General features: G+C 69.2%; 20 protein-coding genes. 10 read left to right on the top strand and 10 right to left on the bottom strand.

Annotated elements, in window-relative coordinates:
- Window positions 1–110 precede the first annotated feature (110 nt).
- Window positions 111–1,055, top strand: coding sequence for an acyltransferase domain-containing protein (locus ACLQ26_RS18810; protein WP_425745637.1), 945 nt, complete (start codon window positions 111–113; stop codon window positions 1,053–1,055).
- Between the two features lie 262 nt (window positions 1,056–1,317).
- Window positions 1,318–4,320: a S8 family serine peptidase gene (locus ACLQ26_RS18815; RefSeq protein ID WP_425745638.1), complete on the top strand. Its 3,003-nt coding sequence runs from the start codon at window positions 1,318–1,320 to the stop codon at window positions 4,318–4,320.
- Between the two features lie 50 nt (window positions 4,321–4,370).
- Here the strand turns inward: ACLQ26_RS18815 and ACLQ26_RS18820 are convergent, their stop codons facing one another.
- Together ACLQ26_RS18820 and ACLQ26_RS18825 are read right to left on the bottom strand one after the other, a co-directional pair.
- Window positions 4,371–5,138, bottom strand: coding sequence for a hypothetical protein (locus tag ACLQ26_RS18820; protein WP_425745639.1), 768 nt, complete (start codon window positions 5,136–5,138; stop codon window positions 4,371–4,373).
- 82 nt (window positions 5,139–5,220) lie between these two features.
- Window positions 5,221–5,367, bottom strand: a complete 147-nt coding sequence (locus ACLQ26_RS18825; protein WP_425745640.1) for a hypothetical protein — start codon at window positions 5,365–5,367, stop codon at window positions 5,221–5,223.
- Between the two features lie 102 nt (window positions 5,368–5,469).
- Between ACLQ26_RS18825 and ACLQ26_RS18830 the strand changes: the two genes are divergently transcribed.
- Window positions 5,470–6,000 (top strand): hypothetical protein, encoded by a 531-nt coding sequence (locus tag ACLQ26_RS18830; RefSeq protein ID WP_425745641.1) that lies wholly within the window; start codon window positions 5,470–5,472, stop codon window positions 5,998–6,000.
- Between the two features lie 84 nt (window positions 6,001–6,084).
- A complete protein-coding gene (locus ACLQ26_RS18835) occupies window positions 6,085–7,290 on the top strand; it encodes a pyridoxal phosphate-dependent aminotransferase (protein ID WP_425745642.1) in 1,206 nt (401 codons plus the stop codon).
- A 22-nt stretch (window positions 7,291–7,312) separates the two neighbouring features.
- On the opposite strand, the gene ACLQ26_RS18840 is transcribed toward ACLQ26_RS18835, so the two are convergent.
- The 5 genes from ACLQ26_RS18840 to ACLQ26_RS18860 all read right to left on the bottom strand — a co-directional run bounded on the left by ACLQ26_RS18840 (window position 7,313) and on the right by ACLQ26_RS18860 (window position 9,503).
- The gene (locus ACLQ26_RS18840; RefSeq protein WP_425745643.1) at window positions 7,313–7,819 is read right to left on the bottom strand and encodes a GNAT family N-acetyltransferase; all 507 of its coding nucleotides are present in this window, start codon (window positions 7,817–7,819) and stop codon (window positions 7,313–7,315) included.
- A gap of 61 nt (window positions 7,820–7,880) precedes the next feature.
- Window positions 7,881–8,225 (bottom strand): cupin domain-containing protein, encoded by a 345-nt coding sequence (locus tag ACLQ26_RS18845; RefSeq protein WP_425745644.1) that lies wholly within the window; start codon window positions 8,223–8,225, stop codon window positions 7,881–7,883.
- Window positions 8,219–8,680 carry a pantetheine-phosphate adenylyltransferase gene (coaD, locus tag ACLQ26_RS18850; RefSeq protein ID WP_425745645.1) on the bottom strand — a complete coding sequence of 154 codons (462 nt, stop codon included), beginning with the start codon at window positions 8,678–8,680 and terminating at the stop codon, window positions 8,219–8,221. Before coaD ends, ACLQ26_RS18845 begins: the two co-directional genes overlap by 7 nt.
- A complete protein-coding gene (locus tag ACLQ26_RS18855; protein ID WP_425745646.1) occupies window positions 8,652–9,188 on the bottom strand; it encodes a DUF6817 domain-containing protein in 537 nt (178 codons plus the stop codon). The genes coaD and ACLQ26_RS18855 overlap by 29 nt, the downstream gene beginning before the upstream one ends.
- Window positions 9,189–9,275: 87 nt before the next feature.
- Window positions 9,276–9,503 (bottom strand): GntR family transcriptional regulator, encoded by a 228-nt coding sequence (locus ACLQ26_RS18860; RefSeq protein WP_425745647.1) that lies wholly within the window; start codon window positions 9,501–9,503, stop codon window positions 9,276–9,278.
- 230 nt (window positions 9,504–9,733) lie between these two features.
- On the opposite strand from ACLQ26_RS18860, the gene ACLQ26_RS18865 reads away from it, so the two are divergent.
- On the top strand, window positions 9,734–9,970 hold the full coding sequence (locus tag ACLQ26_RS18865) for a hypothetical protein (RefSeq protein WP_425745648.1): 237 nt from the start codon (window positions 9,734–9,736) through the stop codon (window positions 9,968–9,970).
- Window positions 9,971–10,021: 51 nt separating this feature from the next.
- Here the strand turns inward: ACLQ26_RS18865 and ACLQ26_RS18870 are convergent, their stop codons facing one another.
- The gene (locus tag ACLQ26_RS18870; RefSeq protein ID WP_425745649.1) at window positions 10,022–10,795 is read right to left on the bottom strand and encodes an SDR family NAD(P)-dependent oxidoreductase; all 774 of its coding nucleotides are present in this window, start codon (window positions 10,793–10,795) and stop codon (window positions 10,022–10,024) included.
- Between the two features lie 241 nt (window positions 10,796–11,036).
- On the opposite strand from ACLQ26_RS18870, the gene ACLQ26_RS18875 reads away from it, so the two are divergent.
- Window positions 11,037–11,471: a nuclear transport factor 2 family protein gene (locus ACLQ26_RS18875; protein ID WP_425745650.1), complete on the top strand. Its 435-nt coding sequence runs from the start codon at window positions 11,037–11,039 to the stop codon at window positions 11,469–11,471.
- 51 nt (window positions 11,472–11,522) lie between these two features.
- On the opposite strand, the gene ACLQ26_RS18880 is transcribed toward ACLQ26_RS18875, so the two are convergent.
- Entirely contained in the window at window positions 11,523–12,146 is a 624-nt protein-coding gene (locus ACLQ26_RS18880) for a TetR/AcrR family transcriptional regulator (RefSeq protein ID WP_425745651.1), read from the bottom strand.
- A gap of 107 nt (window positions 12,147–12,253) precedes the next feature.
- On the opposite strand from ACLQ26_RS18880, the gene ACLQ26_RS18885 reads away from it, so the two are divergent.
- The 4 genes from ACLQ26_RS18885 (at window position 12,254) to ACLQ26_RS18900 (ending at window position 15,872) form a co-directional block, all read left to right on the top strand.
- Window positions 12,254–13,252 (top strand): NADPH:quinone oxidoreductase family protein, encoded by a 999-nt coding sequence (locus tag ACLQ26_RS18885; protein ID WP_425745652.1) that lies wholly within the window; start codon window positions 12,254–12,256, stop codon window positions 13,250–13,252.
- 15 nt (window positions 13,253–13,267) lie between these two features.
- On the top strand, window positions 13,268–14,095 hold the full coding sequence (locus ACLQ26_RS18890) for a hypothetical protein (protein WP_425745653.1): 828 nt from the start codon (window positions 13,268–13,270) through the stop codon (window positions 14,093–14,095).
- A 62-nt stretch (window positions 14,096–14,157) separates the two neighbouring features.
- Window positions 14,158–15,408, top strand: coding sequence for a hypothetical protein (locus ACLQ26_RS18895; RefSeq protein ID WP_425745654.1), 1,251 nt, complete (start codon window positions 14,158–14,160; stop codon window positions 15,406–15,408).
- Window positions 15,405–15,872, top strand: coding sequence for a nuclear transport factor 2 family protein (locus ACLQ26_RS18900; RefSeq protein ID WP_425745655.1), 468 nt, complete (start codon window positions 15,405–15,407; stop codon window positions 15,870–15,872). The genes ACLQ26_RS18895 and ACLQ26_RS18900 overlap by 4 nt, the downstream gene beginning before the upstream one ends.
- 143 nt (window positions 15,873–16,015) lie before the next feature.
- Here the strand turns inward: ACLQ26_RS18900 and ACLQ26_RS18905 are convergent, their stop codons facing one another.
- Entirely contained in the window at window positions 16,016–16,657 is a 642-nt protein-coding gene (locus tag ACLQ26_RS18905; RefSeq protein WP_425745656.1) for a DUF7003 family protein, read from the bottom strand.
- Window positions 16,658–16,710 lie beyond the last annotated feature (53 nt).

Consider the following 16,710-nt stretch of genomic DNA (forward strand, 5'->3'; position numbering starts at 1 on the left):
CATGCCATCCGGGCGGCACGGATGTTCGACGGCGAGCCACCCTGCACCGGGCTGGGGTCCGCCTGGTCGCGGGCTTCGGGAAGGCGCCGGCCGGCGGTAGGTTCGTCCGTGTGGATCCGCACGACATCGCCGCCCGGCTCGGGGTGCCCGTCGAGGACGTCGAGCGTGTGCAACGGCTCGCGGGTGACCTGCCGTCGGTGCCGCTGCCCGCCAGGGCCGATGCCCCCGCGCTCCTCGACCGGCTCGCGGTCCGCCCGGACGACGCCGCCGAGATCATGGCCGGCTGGCCCGATGCAGATTCACCACTGTGGACGCCCGAGCTGCGGTGGCTCCTCGACCGCTCCATCGCCCTGGTCCGCGCCGATCTCGGCGGGTACGTCTGGCTGCCGCCCGGCCCGGAGCTGCCGCGCGATCGGGGGCTCGCCTGGCGGCACCTCTACGTGTACGCGTACCTCGCCCTGGTAGACGTCGTCCGTGGGTACCACCGCGACCACGGCGTTTCCGATGTGGTGTCCTGGCTGACCCTCGCGGACCTGGGTCGCAATCTCGCCATCGACAGGCGGATGCGCCGCGAGGGGTGGCCCGTCATGCAGAGCTGGTTGACCCTGCACGTGCGGGGTGCCGTCTACGAGCTGGGCCGGTTGCAGCACCACCGGGGCGACGGCGTCATCGGCCTGCACGTCCCCGACTCGGGGCCGCTGACCCCGGAGGCCATTTCGGCGTCGCTGGACGAGGCGCGGGCCTTCTTCCCGCGCCACTTTCCCGACGAGCCCTACTCGGCGTTCTCCTGCGGGTCGTGGTTGCTCGACCCGCAGCTGCGGGAGTACCTGCCGGAGGATTCCAACATCATCCGCTTCCAGCGACGGTTCGAGCTGGAGCCCTACGAGGAGGCGGACGGGCCGGACGCCGACGTCGAGGTGCGGCGGTTCGTGTTCCGCACCCTGAGCACTCCGCTCGACCAGCTGCCACGCGACACCGTCCTGCAACGGGCAATCGTCGACCACCTGGCTGCCGGCCGGCACTGGCAGTGGCGTCAGGGCCGCTTCCCGATCTGAGCGGCCATCGGCGGGCGGCCCGTCACCGGGAAAACATGATCTAGGCACGGCCGACCCATCGTGATCTTATGTGCACCAGCGATCCGTAACACCGCGCAAACCCTCGATTAACCGTCGCGGGCTTAGGTGGGGGAGCGCTCCCATGAGCGGATCGCGAACGATGAGGCAGCTCCACACAGGAGCGATGGAGAGGAGTCTCGTGTCTTCACGCACGAGCGGGAACAGGCTGCGAAGACTGGCGCTACCGACGCTGGTCCTTGCGATGATCACCGGCACAACCGGTGCTGCGGGATCGGCGTCGGCGGCACCGGGGGACCGGCCCGCTACCAGCGGTCCGGGTTATTTCTCCACCGGGTCCGACCGGCGCACCACCCTTACCGACGGGGCCGATCGTCGCCCCGACGACAGTGCGGCCAGCCCGAAGGCTGCCGTCGACGTGACCGGCTCGGGCGTCTACATCGTCGAGCTGGCCGAGGCCCCGCTGACCACGTACGTCGGCGGGACGTCGGGGCTGGCGCGGACCCGTCCGGCGTCCGGCGCCCGGCTGGACGCGACGTCGGCACCGGCGCAGGCGTACCGCCGGCACCTCGACACGCAGCGGGCCGCCGTCGCCTCCGCCGCCGGTGTCCAGGTCAAGGCGGCCTACACCGCCGCCTTCAACGGCTTCTCGGCGAAGCTGACCGCCCAGCAGGCGACCGCGTTGCGGGCTGACAAGCGCGTTCGCGCCGTCACCGCCGCACGGGCGCTCGGCAGCCGGTCGGCGTCGCCGCTCGCGACCACCACGACGGCCGCCACCGCCCCGACCGCCACCACCTCGGGTGCCGCGGTCGCGTCCGCGGCCGAGCGGACCGCCAAGCCGGTCAAGCCTGGTCCCGCAACCGGCAAGGGCACGGTGATCGGGGTCCTGGACACCGGCATCTGGCCGGAGAGCGCGTCGTTCGCCAAGAAGATGCCCGCCCCGGCGAACTGGCACGGCACCTGCCAGACCGGTGTGGCCTTCGTGGCCGAGCACTGCAACGGCAAGATCGTCGGTGCCCGCTACTTCGCCGACACCTGGCTCGCCGACGGCGGCTCGGTGCCCGAGGGTGAGTTCCTGTCCCCCCGCGACGCGAACGGGCACGGCACGCACACCGCCTCCACGGCGGCCGGTCTGCCGGTCTCGGACGTCACGATCGACGGTCGGCGCTTCGACCCGATCTCCGGCGTGGCGCCGGACGCCCAGATCGCCGTCTACAAGGTGCTCTGGGCCGGCATGGGCTACGACGCCGACATCATCGCCGGCATCGACGCGGCCGTCGCCGACGGCGTGCAGGTCCTGAACTTCTCGATCGGCTCGGACCTCGGCGACTGGGAGGCCAACACCCCCATCGGCATCGCGTTCCTCAACGCCACCCTGTCCGGGGTCTTCGTGGCGGCGTCGGCGGGGAACACGGGCATCGTGAGCGGTGCCATCAGCAACGCGGCGCCCTGGGTGACCACCGTCGGTGCGGCGGTGACGAACCTCGACGAGGCGACGCTCAAGCTGGGCGACGGCACGAAGCTGGTCGGCGGCTCGCTGGACGTGCTGCCCGGCGGCAGTTCGCGGGCGATGGTCTTCGGTGACCAGGCCGGCTCGCTGGAGCTGGGCTCGGCGTACTGCGAGCCGGGCAGCCTGGACGCGGCCAAGATCAAGGGCAAGGTGGTCGCCTGCGCCCTGTCCAACACGTTCAGCTCCGCGGCTGAGGTCAAGGACAAGGGCGGGGCGGCGATGGTGCTGTTCGACCCGGTAGGCAACTACCGGGTCAACTCGATCTACAACTTCCCGGTGGTCTACCTGCCGACGGAGAAGCAGGCCGGCGCTCTGTTCAACTACCTCATGCGCCACCCCACCGACGCGAAGGTGTCCCTGCGCTCCGGCGGTGACGGCTCCAGCGTTCCGGGCGTCCCCAGCGTCGCGGACTTCTCCTCCACCGGCCCGGACAAGGTGACCTACGGCGTCTTCAAGCCGGACCTGGTCGCCCCGGGGTCGGACATCATCGCCGCGGTGTCACCGGCGGGCAACTTCGGGCGGCAGTACGACGCGTACTCGGGCACCTCGATGGCGTCGCCGTACGTGGCCGGCGCGGCGGCGGTCCTGCGTGCCACGCACCCGGACTGGACGCCGGGCACTGTCGCCTCGGCGCTGCGGACCACCGCCACCGACACCGTCGGCACCACCAACCCCCTGGACCAGGGCAGCGGCTTCATCAACCTGGCCCGGGCCACCGACCCGGGACTGGTCATCGAACCGACGGCGGCGGAACTTGTCGCCTTCAGCGAGACGGCCCAGCCCGACGGCAAGGAACTCAACCTGCCGGCCGTCTCGCTGCGCGAGTACGACGGCACCCGCCCGGTGACAGTCACCCGCACGCTCACCAACGTGGGCAAGGCGCGGGAGACCTACCGGTCGGCGGTGTCCGGCCTGCCCGGCATGAAGGTCACCGTCACGCCGGCGTCCGTGACGCTGGCGCCGGGGAAGTCCGCGACGGTCACCATCACGCTGCGCCGGGGCAACGCCCCCTGGGACCGGTACGTGACCGGTTCGATCACCTGGAAGGCCAAGGCGCACAGCGTCCGGATCCCGGTCGCCGCCCGCCCGTGGGGGATCAGCCCCCGGCCGTACGGTGACGACGGCGAGGAGTTCGGCCGGATGACCAGCGGCTCCTTCGGCATGATCCAGCCGGGCTTCACCGGGCCGCTCTCGGGTCGCAGCACCGGTTACACGCCGGTGCAGCGAAAGACGTACTCGATGCCGGCCGGCGTCTACGGCGGCGTGTTCGACCCCAGCGCCTCCGGCGTGAAAAAGGTCGACTTCACCGTGCCGGCGAACACCGCGGGCATCGTCGTCGAGGCCAACACCGAGGACCCGAACACCAACCTCGACCTCTACCTGTACAAGGGCGACAAGCTGGTCTACAGCAGTGACAGGTACTGGACCAGCGCGGAGCAGGTGTACAAGTTCCTGCCCGAGCCGGGGCGCTACACCGCGTACGTGTTCGCGCAGGTGCCCGGTGGCCCGGTCGTCGACTTCGAACTGCGGCACGCCATCATCGCTCGCAACGGCAGGTATTCGCCCGCCACGCTGACGCTACCGAAGACGACGGAGCGCGGTGCGAGCGTGAACTTCACGTTGAAGCCGAACGGGTCGCTGGCCGAGGGCGACTTCTGGGCGTACACCGAGTGGAGCACCAACGGCACGGTCATTCCCGGCAACCTCGTCTCCACCCAGCAGAGCGCCTGGGAGTAGCCCCACCGCAACCGGGGGCGGTGCCGCTGGGCACCGCCCCCGGTTGCGTCTCACTGCTGCCAGGCGTCGATGGTCTTCACTCCGTCGCGTACCGTCCGGTCGAGGATCTCGGGGTTGCCGCTGCTGCCCTCCCACCCCTGATCGTTGAACACGGTCACCGCACCGTCGACACGTGCCACGGCGATCTGGGTGGACGTGGTGCCGCCGGTGCGCTCGCCGTTCAGGCTCGTCGCCGCCCCGGTGAGCGATACCAGCACCGCCTCGTCCCCGACGCCGGACAACGGCTTGCTCGCGACCTTGACCGGGTTGCCGCCCTGGTCGTACGACGGGCAGGCCTCGACGGCACTGCGCAGACGCCGCATGTAGGCGGTAGCACCGTCACCCTCGAAGGTGAAGATCGTCTGATGGATCATGCCCTGCGGCGTGTAGTCGTCCGGTTCACCGGGCTTCTTGTAGGTGACGGTCATCGCCGCGCTCGCGGTGACCTGCCGGCCTCCGGTGCCGAACTCGTTGCCGCACAGCTTCGGCAGGGCCTCCTCGACGGGCGTCGTCCGTCGGGGCAACTTCCGCAGCTCGGCCGGCAACTCGACGAAGGCCGACGTCGGGATGGTCGTCGGGGTGCTGGCGCTCGCGGACGGCTGGTCGGTCGGGCTCGCGCCGGCCGACGCGGTCGTCGGTGACGCGGCCGACGAAACCGGATCGACCTTGTCCCCGCCCGTCGTGCAGGCCGTGCTCAACGCGATGGTGCCGAGCAGCGGCAGGATCAGCGCGAGCGTCCGTGGTGCTCGGGCGGTCGCTGGCAGTGCGTATCGGCTCATGTTTGTCCCCCTCACCCCTTTCCCGAGCAGTTCCCCGCGACGCGCCAGCGGAAACGATCAATACTGCCGGGCGGACCGACGCCTACGCGGCGGCCGGGATGGCGGCGTCGATGAGGTGTGGGCCGGGCTGCGCCAGCGCCCGGGAGAGTTGTTCCGCGAGCTGCTCGGCGGTGGTGGCGCGGCTGGCCGGCATGCCGAACGCGTCGTGCCGGGGAGCGCCGACGGTCACCTCACCGCCAGCGGACCGTCCTCGGTGCTGCGATACTGAACTCGCATAAAAGACAAATGCTGCTAGCTTGCAGGAAATAGCCCGGTAGGTGGGGGAAGCCCGATGGAACGCGGATGGGCCGAACGTGGCTACCACGCGCGCTGCCTGGACATCAGCATCGATCGCTCCTTCGAGGATTTCCGGCGGCAGTACGAGCAGGCCGTTCCGCCCTACGACGCCGAGGCGTTCAACGCGCTTGTCGCCCGCAACGCGCCCTGGGACGACGTGCTCGCCCTCATGCGTGAGCGAGCACCGCACGACTTCCTCATCTACTGGAGCAGCGGCGACCTGCGCCCGATGATGAACCTCGCGGGCGACCCCAGGCACTGCGTCGAATACCTGATGGGCAACCACACCACGGCCGAGCGGATGTTCCGCCACGACCCGGCGGCCATGCTGTACGCGCCGTTGCGGACGATGATCAGCGACGGACCCGACGGTGGAGCGCGTTTCATCATCGAGCAGCCCAGTCGCGCGTTCAGCTCCCTGGGAGTGGACGCGATCCACGAGGTGGGCGTGGACCTCGACCGTGAGGTCGCCGCCGCCCTCCTGGCGCACCTCCAGGTGCCCGTGCCGGCGGGCCTGTCCGACTAGGGCAAGTCTCCTCAGCGGTGAACATTTCCGGACGACGCCCTAGCATCGATCATCGGAGACACGACGTTTCGCGGAGGGGGTCCGATGCGGCAGGCGCAGCGGCTGAAGAGCGTCCGGTACGACATCCGCGGCCCGGTGTTGCGCCGGGCACAGGAGCTGGAGGCTGCCGGGCACCGGATCCTCAAGCTGAACCTGGGCAACCCGGCGCCGTGGGGGCTGGCCACGCCGGAGCCGATCGTCGCCGACGTCGTGCAGAACATCGTGGCCGCTCAGGGGTACAGCGACGCGCGAGGCATCTACTCCGCCCGCGTCGCGGTGGCCCAGCACTACCAGACCCTTGGCGTACCCGGCGTGCAGCCGGACGACGTGCTGCTCGGTAACGGGGTCTCCGAACTGATCGTGATGGTGCTCCAGGCGCTGCTCGACACGGGTGACGAGGTGCTGGTGCCGAGCCCGGACTACCCGCTCTGGACCGGCGCGGTGAACCTGTGCAGCGGTCGCGCGGTGCACTACCGCTGCGACGAGAGCGCGGGCTGGGCACCGGACCTGGAGCACATGGCGTCCCGGATCACTGACCGCACCCGCGCGCTCGTGGTGATCAACCCGAACAACCCGACCGGCGCGGTCTACTCCCGGGAGGTGCTGCTCGGCATGATCGAGCTTGCCCGCAAGCACGACCTGCTGATCTTCGCCGACGAGATCTACGACAAGATTGTGTACGACGGAGCGACGCACCACACCCTCGCCGCCCTCGCGCCGGACGTGCCGGTGGTCAGCATGGGCGGCCTGTCCAAGACGTACCGGGCCGCGGGCTTCCGCTCCGGCTGGCTCGCCACCAGCGGTTTCAGCGGCAGCGACTCGGACTACCTGGATGGGCTGCAGCTGCTCGCCAACATGCGCGTCTGCCCGAACGTGCCGGCCCAGCACGCCATCCAGACCGCGCTCGGCGGCTATCAGAGCATCGAGGAGCTGACCCGCCCCGGAGGCCGCCTGCTGGAGCAGCGCGACCACGCCTGGCAGTCCCTCGTCGACATCCCCGGCGTCGACTGCGTCAAGCCGGCCGGCGCCCTCTATCTCTTCGCCCGTCTCGACCCCAAGGTTCACAAGATCCACGACGACGAGCGCCTGGTGATCGACCTCTTGGAGCAGCAGCACCTGCTGATTTCCCACGGCACCGGCTTCAACCTCGACACACCAGACCACCTCCGCCTGGTCTTCCTGGCCTCCACGGACGTCCTCGACGACGCCGTCTCCCGGCTCCGCACCTTCCTCTCCGCCTACCGTCAGTAGCGCGGCGGCGCGGCGCCCGACATCACTCGGCTTCGACCTCGGTGCGATAGACGGTCAAGCCGCGTCGCTGATAGTTGCGTAAGGCATTCGGATGGTCGAACGAGCAGGTGTGCAGCCACACCCTGCGGACAGCCGGGGAATCCACGGCCGCACTGTCCCAGGCTTGCCGGATGGTCAGCGTCAGCGCATGGCCACCGAGACCCCTCCCGACATGTTCCGGTAGCAGCCCAAAGGCGGTGATCTCCACATCTCCGCCAGGCTGAGGCTCCACATTGGCGATGCCCACGGTCTCGTCCCTCAGAGTGATGAACCAGTACTGGCGCAGCGGACGACACCGCACCAGCTCCTGCCACTCGTCGTTCGTGCGGGACGCACTGCGCCACCCGTAGGGGGATCCGACCTGAACATTGGTGGCGCGCACAAGCGGCTGGCCACCGTCGACGCGCCGCAGGAGGAGTTCCGGCACGACCTTCCCAGGCCGCAGGTCCTTGGCGTCGTTCATCTCCAGGTAGGTGACAACCTTTACCATCCCGGCAGGCTACCCATCGTTTCGGACAGACCCAACACAAGCAATTCCGAGGTACGGCCGCCTACTGGGCTCGCCGGCCCGGAGCGCGCGAGCCGTATGCCGGGCCGAACACCACCAGCAGCGCCAGGTCCTCGGTCACGTCGACGAACCGGTGCTCCTCCCCGGCCGGCACGAAGATCACCGAACCCGGCCCCACCTCGGCCGTGCCGTCCGGGGTCACGATCCGGGCCCGCCCCGCGGTGACCACGTAGATCTCGTCCTCGGTGTGCGGGCTCTGGTCGTCGAGACCGCCGGCCGGGATGCAGTACGTACCCACCGACAGGTCCGGCGTTCTCAGCTGCTCGACCCAGTCGTTGGCGGCGCCGGCGGGTGCGGTCCACCGCCCCGCGCCCTCGATGATCAGCATGGCGGAAGCATCCCCTTCATGGTGCGGGCCACCGTCGACGACACTGCGGCCAGGTCGGGCTGCGCGGGCAGAAACACGGTGGGGAACCCCAACGTCTGGTTCATCGCGGCGAGCTCATACTCGGCCCGCAGGTCGGTCGTGTTCCGTACGCCGCGGACGATTACTCCGATGTCGTGGCGACGGCAGTAGCTGGAGGTCAGCCCGCTCCAGGCCGCAACGGTGACCGAGGTCCAGTCGGCCGGCAGAATTGCCCGGACCGCGGCCGCTCGTTCCTCTTCGCCGAGTCCCGGATGCTTGGAGCTGTTGACGGCGACGAGCACGACCACCTCGTCGAAGATCTTGCGTGCTCGGTTCACCACGTTCGCATGACCAGGAGTGAAGGGGTCGAAGCTGCCGGGGTAGACGGCTCGAATGCGTGCGCGACCGTCAGTCACTGCGCAATACCCGCTGCGCATCGAGGATGACCTGCTCGCGGGCCAGTGTGGCCCAGGAGGCGAACAGTTCCCGGAAGTAGGCGCCGTGCCGGGCAGCCACGGCCGGATCCTGCTCGATGACGTCCAGTTCGTTGACGATGCTCAGGTCCACGAGAGACCGAAGTTGAGCCGCATCCGGCGTGTGTACCTGACCTGTGAAGCGGTCGAACACCTGGCCGGTCCTGGCCAGCCCCCGCCAGCTACGCCCACGGTCGCAGGCACCGTAGAGATAGACAAGCTGCTCAGCGTCCGCGCCGACGAGATCCCGCAACACCGCGCGGTCGGCCGGATCAAGCAGGGCGCGATCGAAGCCGTCGGTGCCGTAGGCGGCGTGGGTGAGGCCCGCCGCCTGCACGTCACTGCCGCAGCCGAGCAGGGTCAGGCGTTCGTTGACCCGACACAGGTGGGCGTACAGGTTGCCGCCGGGATGCGCGATCTGCTCGGCTCCCTGCCGGCGGAGCCAGACCCGTACGCCGTCGTCGGTGCTCATGGCCCGACTGTAGGGATTGGCGGTCGGATTCGTTGGCCCTGGGTGTGGGCGCTATGTCACAGCACTTGGCTTCGTCCGGCGGTTCGCTCAGGTACCTGTTTCCGACACGAAGATTCCCCTACCAGCCCTGCCGATCAGCTCACCACTCTCGATCATGGTGTCGACGGCACGTCTGACGGTCATGTGCGAGGTGTCGTACTCGTCGGCCAGTAGGCGGACCGAAGGCAGCTTGGACCCAGCAGGATAAATCCCCGCCTTGATCTTGGCTCTCAGATCATCTCTGATCTGTCGCCACAACGGCTGCTCGTACGGCACCGGGTCAGCAAAACACCGGGATCGCACGAGGTGTACGGCTACCCCTTCTTGTCTTTACAGGCTTTATAAGAGTGGTAGGTTGGCTTGTGAAGCCGTGGTCGATGCCAGGAGGAACGCATGCTCAGTTCAGCAGAATGGATCGGGAGGATCGCCGAGGTCGAGAGAGTGGTCGCCGGTCGTCGGAGTCGCCTCAGCCGCGAGTCCGTTTCGGGCCGAGGGGGCTGTGGTCGATGACCGATCCGTCGATGTCCGAGATCCCGACGGTTGTCGTGGCGGAAGTGCCGCAGGTCTTCGTTCTTATCAGGGACGAGGAGGTTGTCGGATACCTGTTCGACCTTCCTTCGGGCGCGATGGCCGTCCTGGACGGTACGGGGGAGATCTTCCGATCGGACACCCTGGAGGACTTCACCAGGTTCTTCGGCCCCTTACTGGATCTGGACATCGCGAAGGTCCGGCAAGATCTCTGACCTGCACCGCACCGTCGACGACACGTCGGTGGTGGGTGGCGTCCGCCGCAGCTACCGGTCGTACCTGCCACCGTCCATCCGGAGGGTGGCGCCGGTCAGGTAGCCGGAGATTGGGCTGGCGAGGTAGGCGACGAGGTCGGCGTACTCGCGGGGCTCTCCGATGCGGCCGACGTCGGTGCCGGCGCGAATCGGCGTGGCGTTGCGCTCCACCTCCTCCCACGTCTCACCCCATCCGTTCTCGCGGCCGAGTTCCAGGAGGTAGTCGCGGGTGGTGGGAACCAGGATGGCGCCGGCCGCGATGGCGTTGGAGGTCACTCCCGTGTGCTTGAGGTCGCGGGACAGCGACCGGGCGAGGTTGAGCCGGGCGGCATTGCTGGCCGCGTAGTGCGGCTGACCCGCCGACGGCGTCTCACCGGTCACGCTGCCGATCTGGATGACACGCCCCCACCCCTTGGCCCGCATCGCGGGGACCAGGTGTCGGATCAGGCGGACCGAGCTGAGCACGTTGAGGTTGTACATGTCGGCCCACGCGTCCGTGTCCAGGTCGGACCACCCTGCTTCGGGGTCGTAGCTGCCGGCGTTGTTGACCAGAATGTCCACCTCGCCGGCCTGGGTAGCCACGGCCTCGGCGCCCACATCGGTCCTGAGGTCTCCGATCACGGCCTGCCCGCCTACCTTCCGGGCGGTCTGCTCCGTACGCGCCTGGTCCCGGCCGTGAACGACCACGGCGACGCCCTCGCCGGCCAGGACCGTCGCGATCTCGGCGCCGAGACCGCTGCTCGCGCCGGTAACCAGAGCGCGCTTGCCGGCAAGCTGCAAATCCATGGTCTTCCCCCGTCGTTCTGGAAACAGCCGGGCCAGTGCTCGGCACTGCAGCAGACTGTGACTCGTAGATAATGGACCGGCAAGTCCAGAAAGCTGCCGATTCGGTCGGGGGTTTCCTGGGGCTGTGACGGGACGCCGCAGCCGCGTGACGGCGCTTACGATGGCCCATGGACACCGCTCCGTGACCTCACGGATGCGGCGCTGGGTCGCCTCGTCGACCGTCCGTTCGGAAGGTGAGCCGATGACAGCCACGTCACGCGACGTCGTCGAGCGGGTGTTGCGGGCGGGCCGCGACCTGGATGTCGAGAGCTTCGTGGGGCTGATGGCCCCCGACGCGTACATCGAGTGGCCCTACCGGCCGCCCGGCGTGCCGGCCCGGGTGCGGGGCCGCGCGGAGATCCGGCGGCATCTGACCGCGACGGCCGAGGGATTCATCAGGATCACCGACCATCGCAACGTGGTCGTGCACGAGACGGTCGATCCGGAGACGATCATCGTGGAGTACGAGGCGCACGGCACCGTTGTCGCGACAGGCGCGGCGTTCGAGCAGATGGTCATCGCCGTGTTCCGGGTCCGGGGCGGTCAGATCCTGTCGTACCGCGACTACATCAACCCGCTGCCGCTGCTCGACGCGTTGGCCGGCACCGACGGCCAGGTCGCCCGTCGACCTGGGTAGGACACCGTCTTCTGCGCACAAGCTCGGAACCTGAATCTCGGTCCTGGATTCCTAGGTGCGAGACGGGCTGGTGGATGTCATTGCGTCCCATGCGGCCATTGCGCAGGTGATGACCCGTTCCAACTCGGCGCGTGTGGCCCCGTCGCGCGCCTGCACGGACAGGCCCTGCACCACCGTGGCGTAGTAGCGGGCGAGGGCGTCGAGCTCGATGGACGACGTGGTGAATTCACCGTCGGCAACACCGCGCGCAAGCCGGTCCTTGATGGCACTGTGCTGGCCGCGCCGTCCGTCGGCAAGGAACTCCCGGACCGCATGGTTCTCCGCCGCTCCGGTGGGCGCAGCCAGGACGAGCATGCAGTAGTGGGGCTTCGCCGAGCGGGTGATCTCATCAGCGGTGGCGCGCAGCATGGCGTGGATCGCGGCCCGGGCAGTCGGCTGCTCCTGCAGCGCGCGTCGGGGCGGCTCGCCTGAGGTCGTGCCGTAGAGCGCCATGACCTTGCGAAACAGATCTTCCTTGCTGCCGAAGCAGGCGTAGATGCTGCCCGAGGCGATTCCCATGGCCTGCGCCAGGTCGCTCAGTGAGGTTCCCTCGTAGCCCCGCTCCCAGAACACCTCCAGCGCCCGGCGCAGCGCCGTGTCCGGGTCGAAGGTGCGCGGCCTGCCGCGTGCTGCCATCAGACGGTTCTCCGAATTTTTTGGTCGACCGACCAAGATTACCTTGACCGTCACGGCGGTGCCATGCAGGATTTGTTGGCCGATCGACCAATAAGGAGACCGTTGCCATGAGTACTGCCCCGACCATGCGCGCCCTTCAGCAGAGGTCTCTGACTGGCCCTGAAGATCTGCGCCTGATCAGTGACGCGCCCGTACCGAAGCCAGGCCCGGGCGAGGTCTTGGTCCGGGTCGTCGCCGCCGGCGTCAACTTCGTCGACATCTCGCAGGCTCACGGCAGGTTCGCGGGCGGCCCGCAGCCGCCATATCTAGCCGGTATCGAAGGCGCCGGTGAAGTCACCGCCGTCGGCGAAGGAGTGACCGGTCTGGAAATCGGCACCCACGTCGTCGGCGTCTCGATCGGCGGTGGCGCATTTGCCGAGTACATGGTGCTGCCTGCGGCCGCAGCGGTCCCCGTCCCGCCGGGTTGGACCGACGAGCAGGCACTGGGCCTGCTGGTGAACTGGCCGACCGCACTCGCTGCGCTCAAGCCCCTGGGTGGCCTCGTTGCGGGACAGACCGTGCTGATCCACGCTGCTGCCGGCGGAACCGGTCAAGCTGCGGTGACGATTGCCAAGCACTACGGCGCGGCAGTGATTGCCACTGCCTCACGGGCCAAGCACGAGACGGTACGAGCCCTGGGCGCCGACCACGTCGTCGACTCCCGTAGCACCGACCTGGCCACCGACGTCCTGCGACTGACCGGAGGCGCGGGCGTCGATCTGGTGCTGGAGTCGGTCGGTGGAGCAACCCTTGACGCCAGTTTGGCCGCGGCCAAGCGGGTCACCGGTCGGGTCGTCGTCTATGGCCTGGCCGGCGGAGAGGCCGCGATCACCAACTGGGACCTGGTCTACAGGCACCAGCTCCACGTCATCGGCCTCAATATCGGCATTCTCATCCAGGCCGCACCGCACATCTTCGGTGAGCTCATGGGTGAGCTGTTCGGACTCATCGCCGCCGGGGTGCTCGGGCCCGGGCAGCCCACCACCTACCAGCTCGCCGAGGGGCCGAAGGCACTCGCGGAACTGGAAGCACGGGCTACGGTGGGCAAGCTCGCGCTACGACTCTGAGCGAGGAGCCGACGAGTGCACGTCAGCCTGGCGACGAGCGCCGGTGGGGCCGGCCGGCCGAACGAGGACTTCGTCGGTGCTGTCCCGGGTGCCGTCGTGCTGCTGGACGGCGCCGGCATTCCGGGAGCCGAGAGGCTCTGCGCGCACGGAGTCGCCTGGTACACCCACCGCCTCGGCGGCGTACTGCTCGGCGGCCTGTCGCGGAACGACGGACGCGACCTCGCGGGCATCCTCGCCGCCGCCATCGGCGAGATCGCCGCCGCGCACAGCGCCACCTGCGACATCGCTGACCCCAGCAGCCCGCAGGCCACCGTCCTGATGGTCCGCGCCCACCGGGGACGCCTGGACCATCTCCTGCTCGCGGACTCGTTCCTGGTCCTCGACCAGGTCGGCGGTGGCCCGCAGGTGGTCACCGACGAGCGCGAGGTGATCGCCAGGCGGGAGTGCTCATCGCCGCTGAGTGGCGTCACACCCGGAACTGTGGAGTACGACCGCATCCGCGCCTCCTGCGCCACCGCGCTACGCGCTCGCCGCAACCGGCCGGGCGGCTACTGGATCGCCAAGGACGACCCGCGTGCGGCACGGGAGGCGGTGACCGGCAGCCATTCACTTGACGACCTGAACGGCGTCGCGTTGCTCAGCAACGGCGCCAGCCGGATCGTCAGCCCGTACGGCCTGACCGACTGGCCCGGCGTACTGGAGCTGCTCACCGCCCACGGACCGTCCGCCGTCATCGACCGCGTCCGGCAGGCCGAAGCCCAGATGGGCGGTGGCCCCGACACTCGCGTTCCCGACGATGCCTCGGTGGCCCACTGCACGGATCTGGCACGCCACCGAGGGTGAACCAGCTCAGAGCGCCGAGGGGGGGGCAGCGGGCGCCCGCCGGTCGATGACAGGATCGGCCGATGCGCGTTCTCTTCGACGGCACGGCTCCGGTGGCCTACGGGCAGATCTACGTGACAAGTCGTGAACTGCCGAACATGGAGATGGCGTTCGCCGGGCAGGTGAACGGCCTCTGCGGAGCCGGCTACCCCGGCGCGCTGTTCCTGATGACGGGCACGCACACCGGGCAGATCCACCTCCGGATCGAGGTGCACGACGGGGAGCCGTCGGCCGCGACGGGAGAGTGGGAGGAGGTGGTGGAGGCGTCGTTTCGGCCGAGGGACGCGGCTGTTGACCTGGTTCCCTGGGGCGAAGGTTCGCTCGCCCTGTTGCCGCTGATCCCCGAAGATCAGGACGCCGGTCGGCTGCCGGCCTACCGCGTGCGGTACTGCGCCACGGGCATGGATGCGGGGAGCGACCCGTTCGGCGGGCACGACCCCGATGAGCTGGACGACGGCGACTACACCTACATGGATCAGCGGCCGGACCGCTACCTGCTGTGCTTCTGGCCGGAGGACTCGACGTTCGACGACCCGAGCGACGCCGTGACGCGTACCGACGCGATCCTGCGCCAGACCAGCAGGGCCGCCGCCTACTGGCACGGCTGGGCAGCCGGGTTGCCGCCCGCGCCGACCCTGTGGGAGCAGGTCGAAGCCGAGCAGCTCAGGCGGTTGGAGCGGGAGCGTCGCGACGAGGAGTACCGCAGGCGCGACGAGCTGCGGCGCTGGGGCGGCCGTCTGCCGAGTGAGCGGCTCCGACAGGTGCGCGGCAATATTCACGGCCTCGTCCTGCTGGACCGGGACCTGGTCGACGGGGTGGCCAGGGCCGACGCCGCCACGCAGCGGCAGATCGCGATCTGGGCGGCACGGCAGGCGTTCACCGTCGCCGGCGTCGCGGACCTCGACTGGATGGCACCGGCGTGGGCGGCCCTGGATCGGGGCACGCCGCTGCCCGAGGAGTTCGCCGACGCCAGAGCGCTGTGGACACGGATCCTGGGCGAGCCACCCGTCACGTACGCCGTCGTCTCGGTGCGCCCGGCCGGGTTCGGCCCGGCTGATCCGCTCGGCGCGGTGCTCGACGCCCCGGTGAACCCGGTCGCGATGGCGCTGCCGGCACTCGTGGCCGCCGGCGAGTCGGACCCGCTGCAGGCCGCGTTGGAGGCGCTCTGGGCGGCGGTCAGCACCTACGCCGCGCGGCGCGACGAGTTCCTGACGGAAGTGCGCCGTGCCTTTCCTGTCACCGACATCGACCGAGCAGAGGAAAGCCTGACATGAGCAGCCCACGCGAAACCTTCCTCCGACTGGTGAACGGCGTCTGCGACGGCCCGTACGAGGACCTGGCCGACCTGTACGCCGAACACACCCATGTCACGCACCCGTTGCACCCGCTCAACCCGCCGCCGTTGCGTAGCCGCAGCGAACTGCACGCGCACTTCACCGCGTCGCCTCCGGTCGACCGGACGCTGAACCGTAAGCCGGTCGGCGTGACGATTCACGAAACGGCGGACCCGGAGGTGATTGTCGCCGAGTTCGCCTATCAGGGGCGGGTCGCCGAGACGGGTGAGGAGTTCACGGTGCCATGCGTCTTCGTGATGCGTATCCGCGATGGGCTCATCATCGAGTCCCGCGACTACATCGACCACGTCGCCAGCGCGCGGGCCTGGGGCCAACTCGACAGTCTGTTGACCGCGCTCCGTCCGCAGGAGAGCACCACCAGCGGGGGCGCGGCCCGACCCTGATGTCACGCCCGACGCCCCGCACACTCATCCACCGGCGACAGCGGGTCGACTCAGTCGCCCCAGTCGAGTTGGTGTGGGGGCACGCCGGCACATGACGGCATGATGGGACCGAGGTCCGACAGTCTGCCGGTCGAGGCGGGCGCTTACAGGCTCCCGGACTCCGGCCAGTGGGACCAGTGCGTGTTGGGTGGCAGGTGTGGTGCGTACCGACTCGCATCTCCCGTCGTCAGCACATCGGCGAGCTGGCGGAAGGTCACTGATTGACTGGGCAGGGCGTCCTGGGCGGGGTCCGGGTGGTGCCACTGATCCAACCGCAGGATCTCCGGGAGGTCGGCCGGGATGCGCCGCCGCAGCTCGACCTCGTCGGCCAAGAGCAACTCCCGGTGCTCCGGAACGAGCCGGCGAAGCACGTCGACCAGTTCCTCGCCCGCCTCGGCTGCTACCGGCATTCGCCGACCTCGTACGACAATCGGGTTTCCGCAGTAGATCTCGGGCTCGTCGATGTCCTCGATATCGTTCCAGTTGTCGACACGATCGAGGAAGTCCACGTTGCCGTGGCCTGGCTGCCCCTCGGTGAGACAGTTGCCGAAGACATACAGGACGTCGACGAGGTTGCCGGCCCTGGGCGAGTAGCCCACCGCCTCGACGACGAGCGCCCACCGGTCCGCGTCGCGGTAGGCGTGCAGCCGTGCATCCACCGCGTAGGAGTAGCCGTTGCCCAGGTCCGGGAACCTGAAGTCACCGGCCGCGGCGTCGAGCTGGTCGAGGATCTCGCCGGAGCGCATGGTCGCGCAGTCTAGCCGCGGACTCTCCAGCATGATCAGGTGCACGCTCTGAC

Source organism: Micromonospora sp. DT43 (assembly GCF_049841645.1).
Lineage (GTDB): Bacteria > Actinomycetota > Actinomycetes > Mycobacteriales > Micromonosporaceae > Micromonospora.

Bases quoted from the DNA above. Each gene is read 5' to 3' on its own strand.
- ACLQ26_RS18835 (WP_425745642.1), top strand. From the start codon at position 6,085: ATGCGGCAGGCGCAGCGGCTGAAGAGCGTCCGGTACGACATCCGCGGC.
- ACLQ26_RS18815 (WP_425745638.1), top strand. From the start codon at position 1,318: ATGATCACCGGCACAACCGGTGCTGCGGGATCGGCGTCGGCGGCACCG.
- ACLQ26_RS18900 (WP_425745655.1), top strand. From the start codon at position 15,405: ATGAGCAGCCCACGCGAAACCTTCCTCCGACTGGTGAACGGCGTCTGC.
- ACLQ26_RS18830 (WP_425745641.1), top strand. From the start codon at position 5,470: ATGGAACGCGGATGGGCCGAACGTGGCTACCACGCGCGCTGCCTGGAC.
- coaD (WP_425745645.1), bottom strand. From the start codon at position 8,680: ATGCGCAGCGGGTATTGCGCAGTGACTGACGGTCGCGCACGCATTCGA.
- ACLQ26_RS18845 (WP_425745644.1), bottom strand. From the start codon at position 8,225: ATGCTGATCATCGAGGGCGCGGGGCGGTGGACCGCACCCGCCGGCGCC.
- ACLQ26_RS18855 (WP_425745646.1), bottom strand. From the start codon at position 9,188: ATGAGCACCGACGACGGCGTACGGGTCTGGCTCCGCCGGCAGGGAGCC.
- ACLQ26_RS18875 (WP_425745650.1), top strand. From the start codon at position 11,037: ATGACAGCCACGTCACGCGACGTCGTCGAGCGGGTGTTGCGGGCGGGC.
- ACLQ26_RS18820 (WP_425745639.1), bottom strand. From the start codon at position 5,138: ATGAGCCGATACGCACTGCCAGCGACCGCCCGAGCACCACGGACGCTC.
- ACLQ26_RS18870 (WP_425745649.1), bottom strand. From the start codon at position 10,795: ATGGATTTGCAGCTTGCCGGCAAGCGCGCTCTGGTTACCGGCGCGAGC.
- ACLQ26_RS18885 (WP_425745652.1), top strand. From the start codon at position 12,254: ATGAGTACTGCCCCGACCATGCGCGCCCTTCAGCAGAGGTCTCTGACT.
- ACLQ26_RS18840 (WP_425745643.1), bottom strand. From the start codon at position 7,819: ATGGTAAAGGTTGTCACCTACCTGGAGATGAACGACGCCAAGGACCTG.
- ACLQ26_RS18895 (WP_425745654.1), top strand. From the start codon at position 14,158: ATGCGCGTTCTCTTCGACGGCACGGCTCCGGTGGCCTACGGGCAGATC.
- ACLQ26_RS18865 (WP_425745648.1), top strand. From the start codon at position 9,734: ATGACCGATCCGTCGATGTCCGAGATCCCGACGGTTGTCGTGGCGGAA.
- ACLQ26_RS18905 (WP_425745656.1), bottom strand. From the start codon at position 16,657: ATGCGCTCCGGCGAGATCCTCGACCAGCTCGACGCCGCGGCCGGTGAC.
- ACLQ26_RS18880 (WP_425745651.1), bottom strand. From the start codon at position 12,146: ATGGCAGCACGCGGCAGGCCGCGCACCTTCGACCCGGACACGGCGCTG.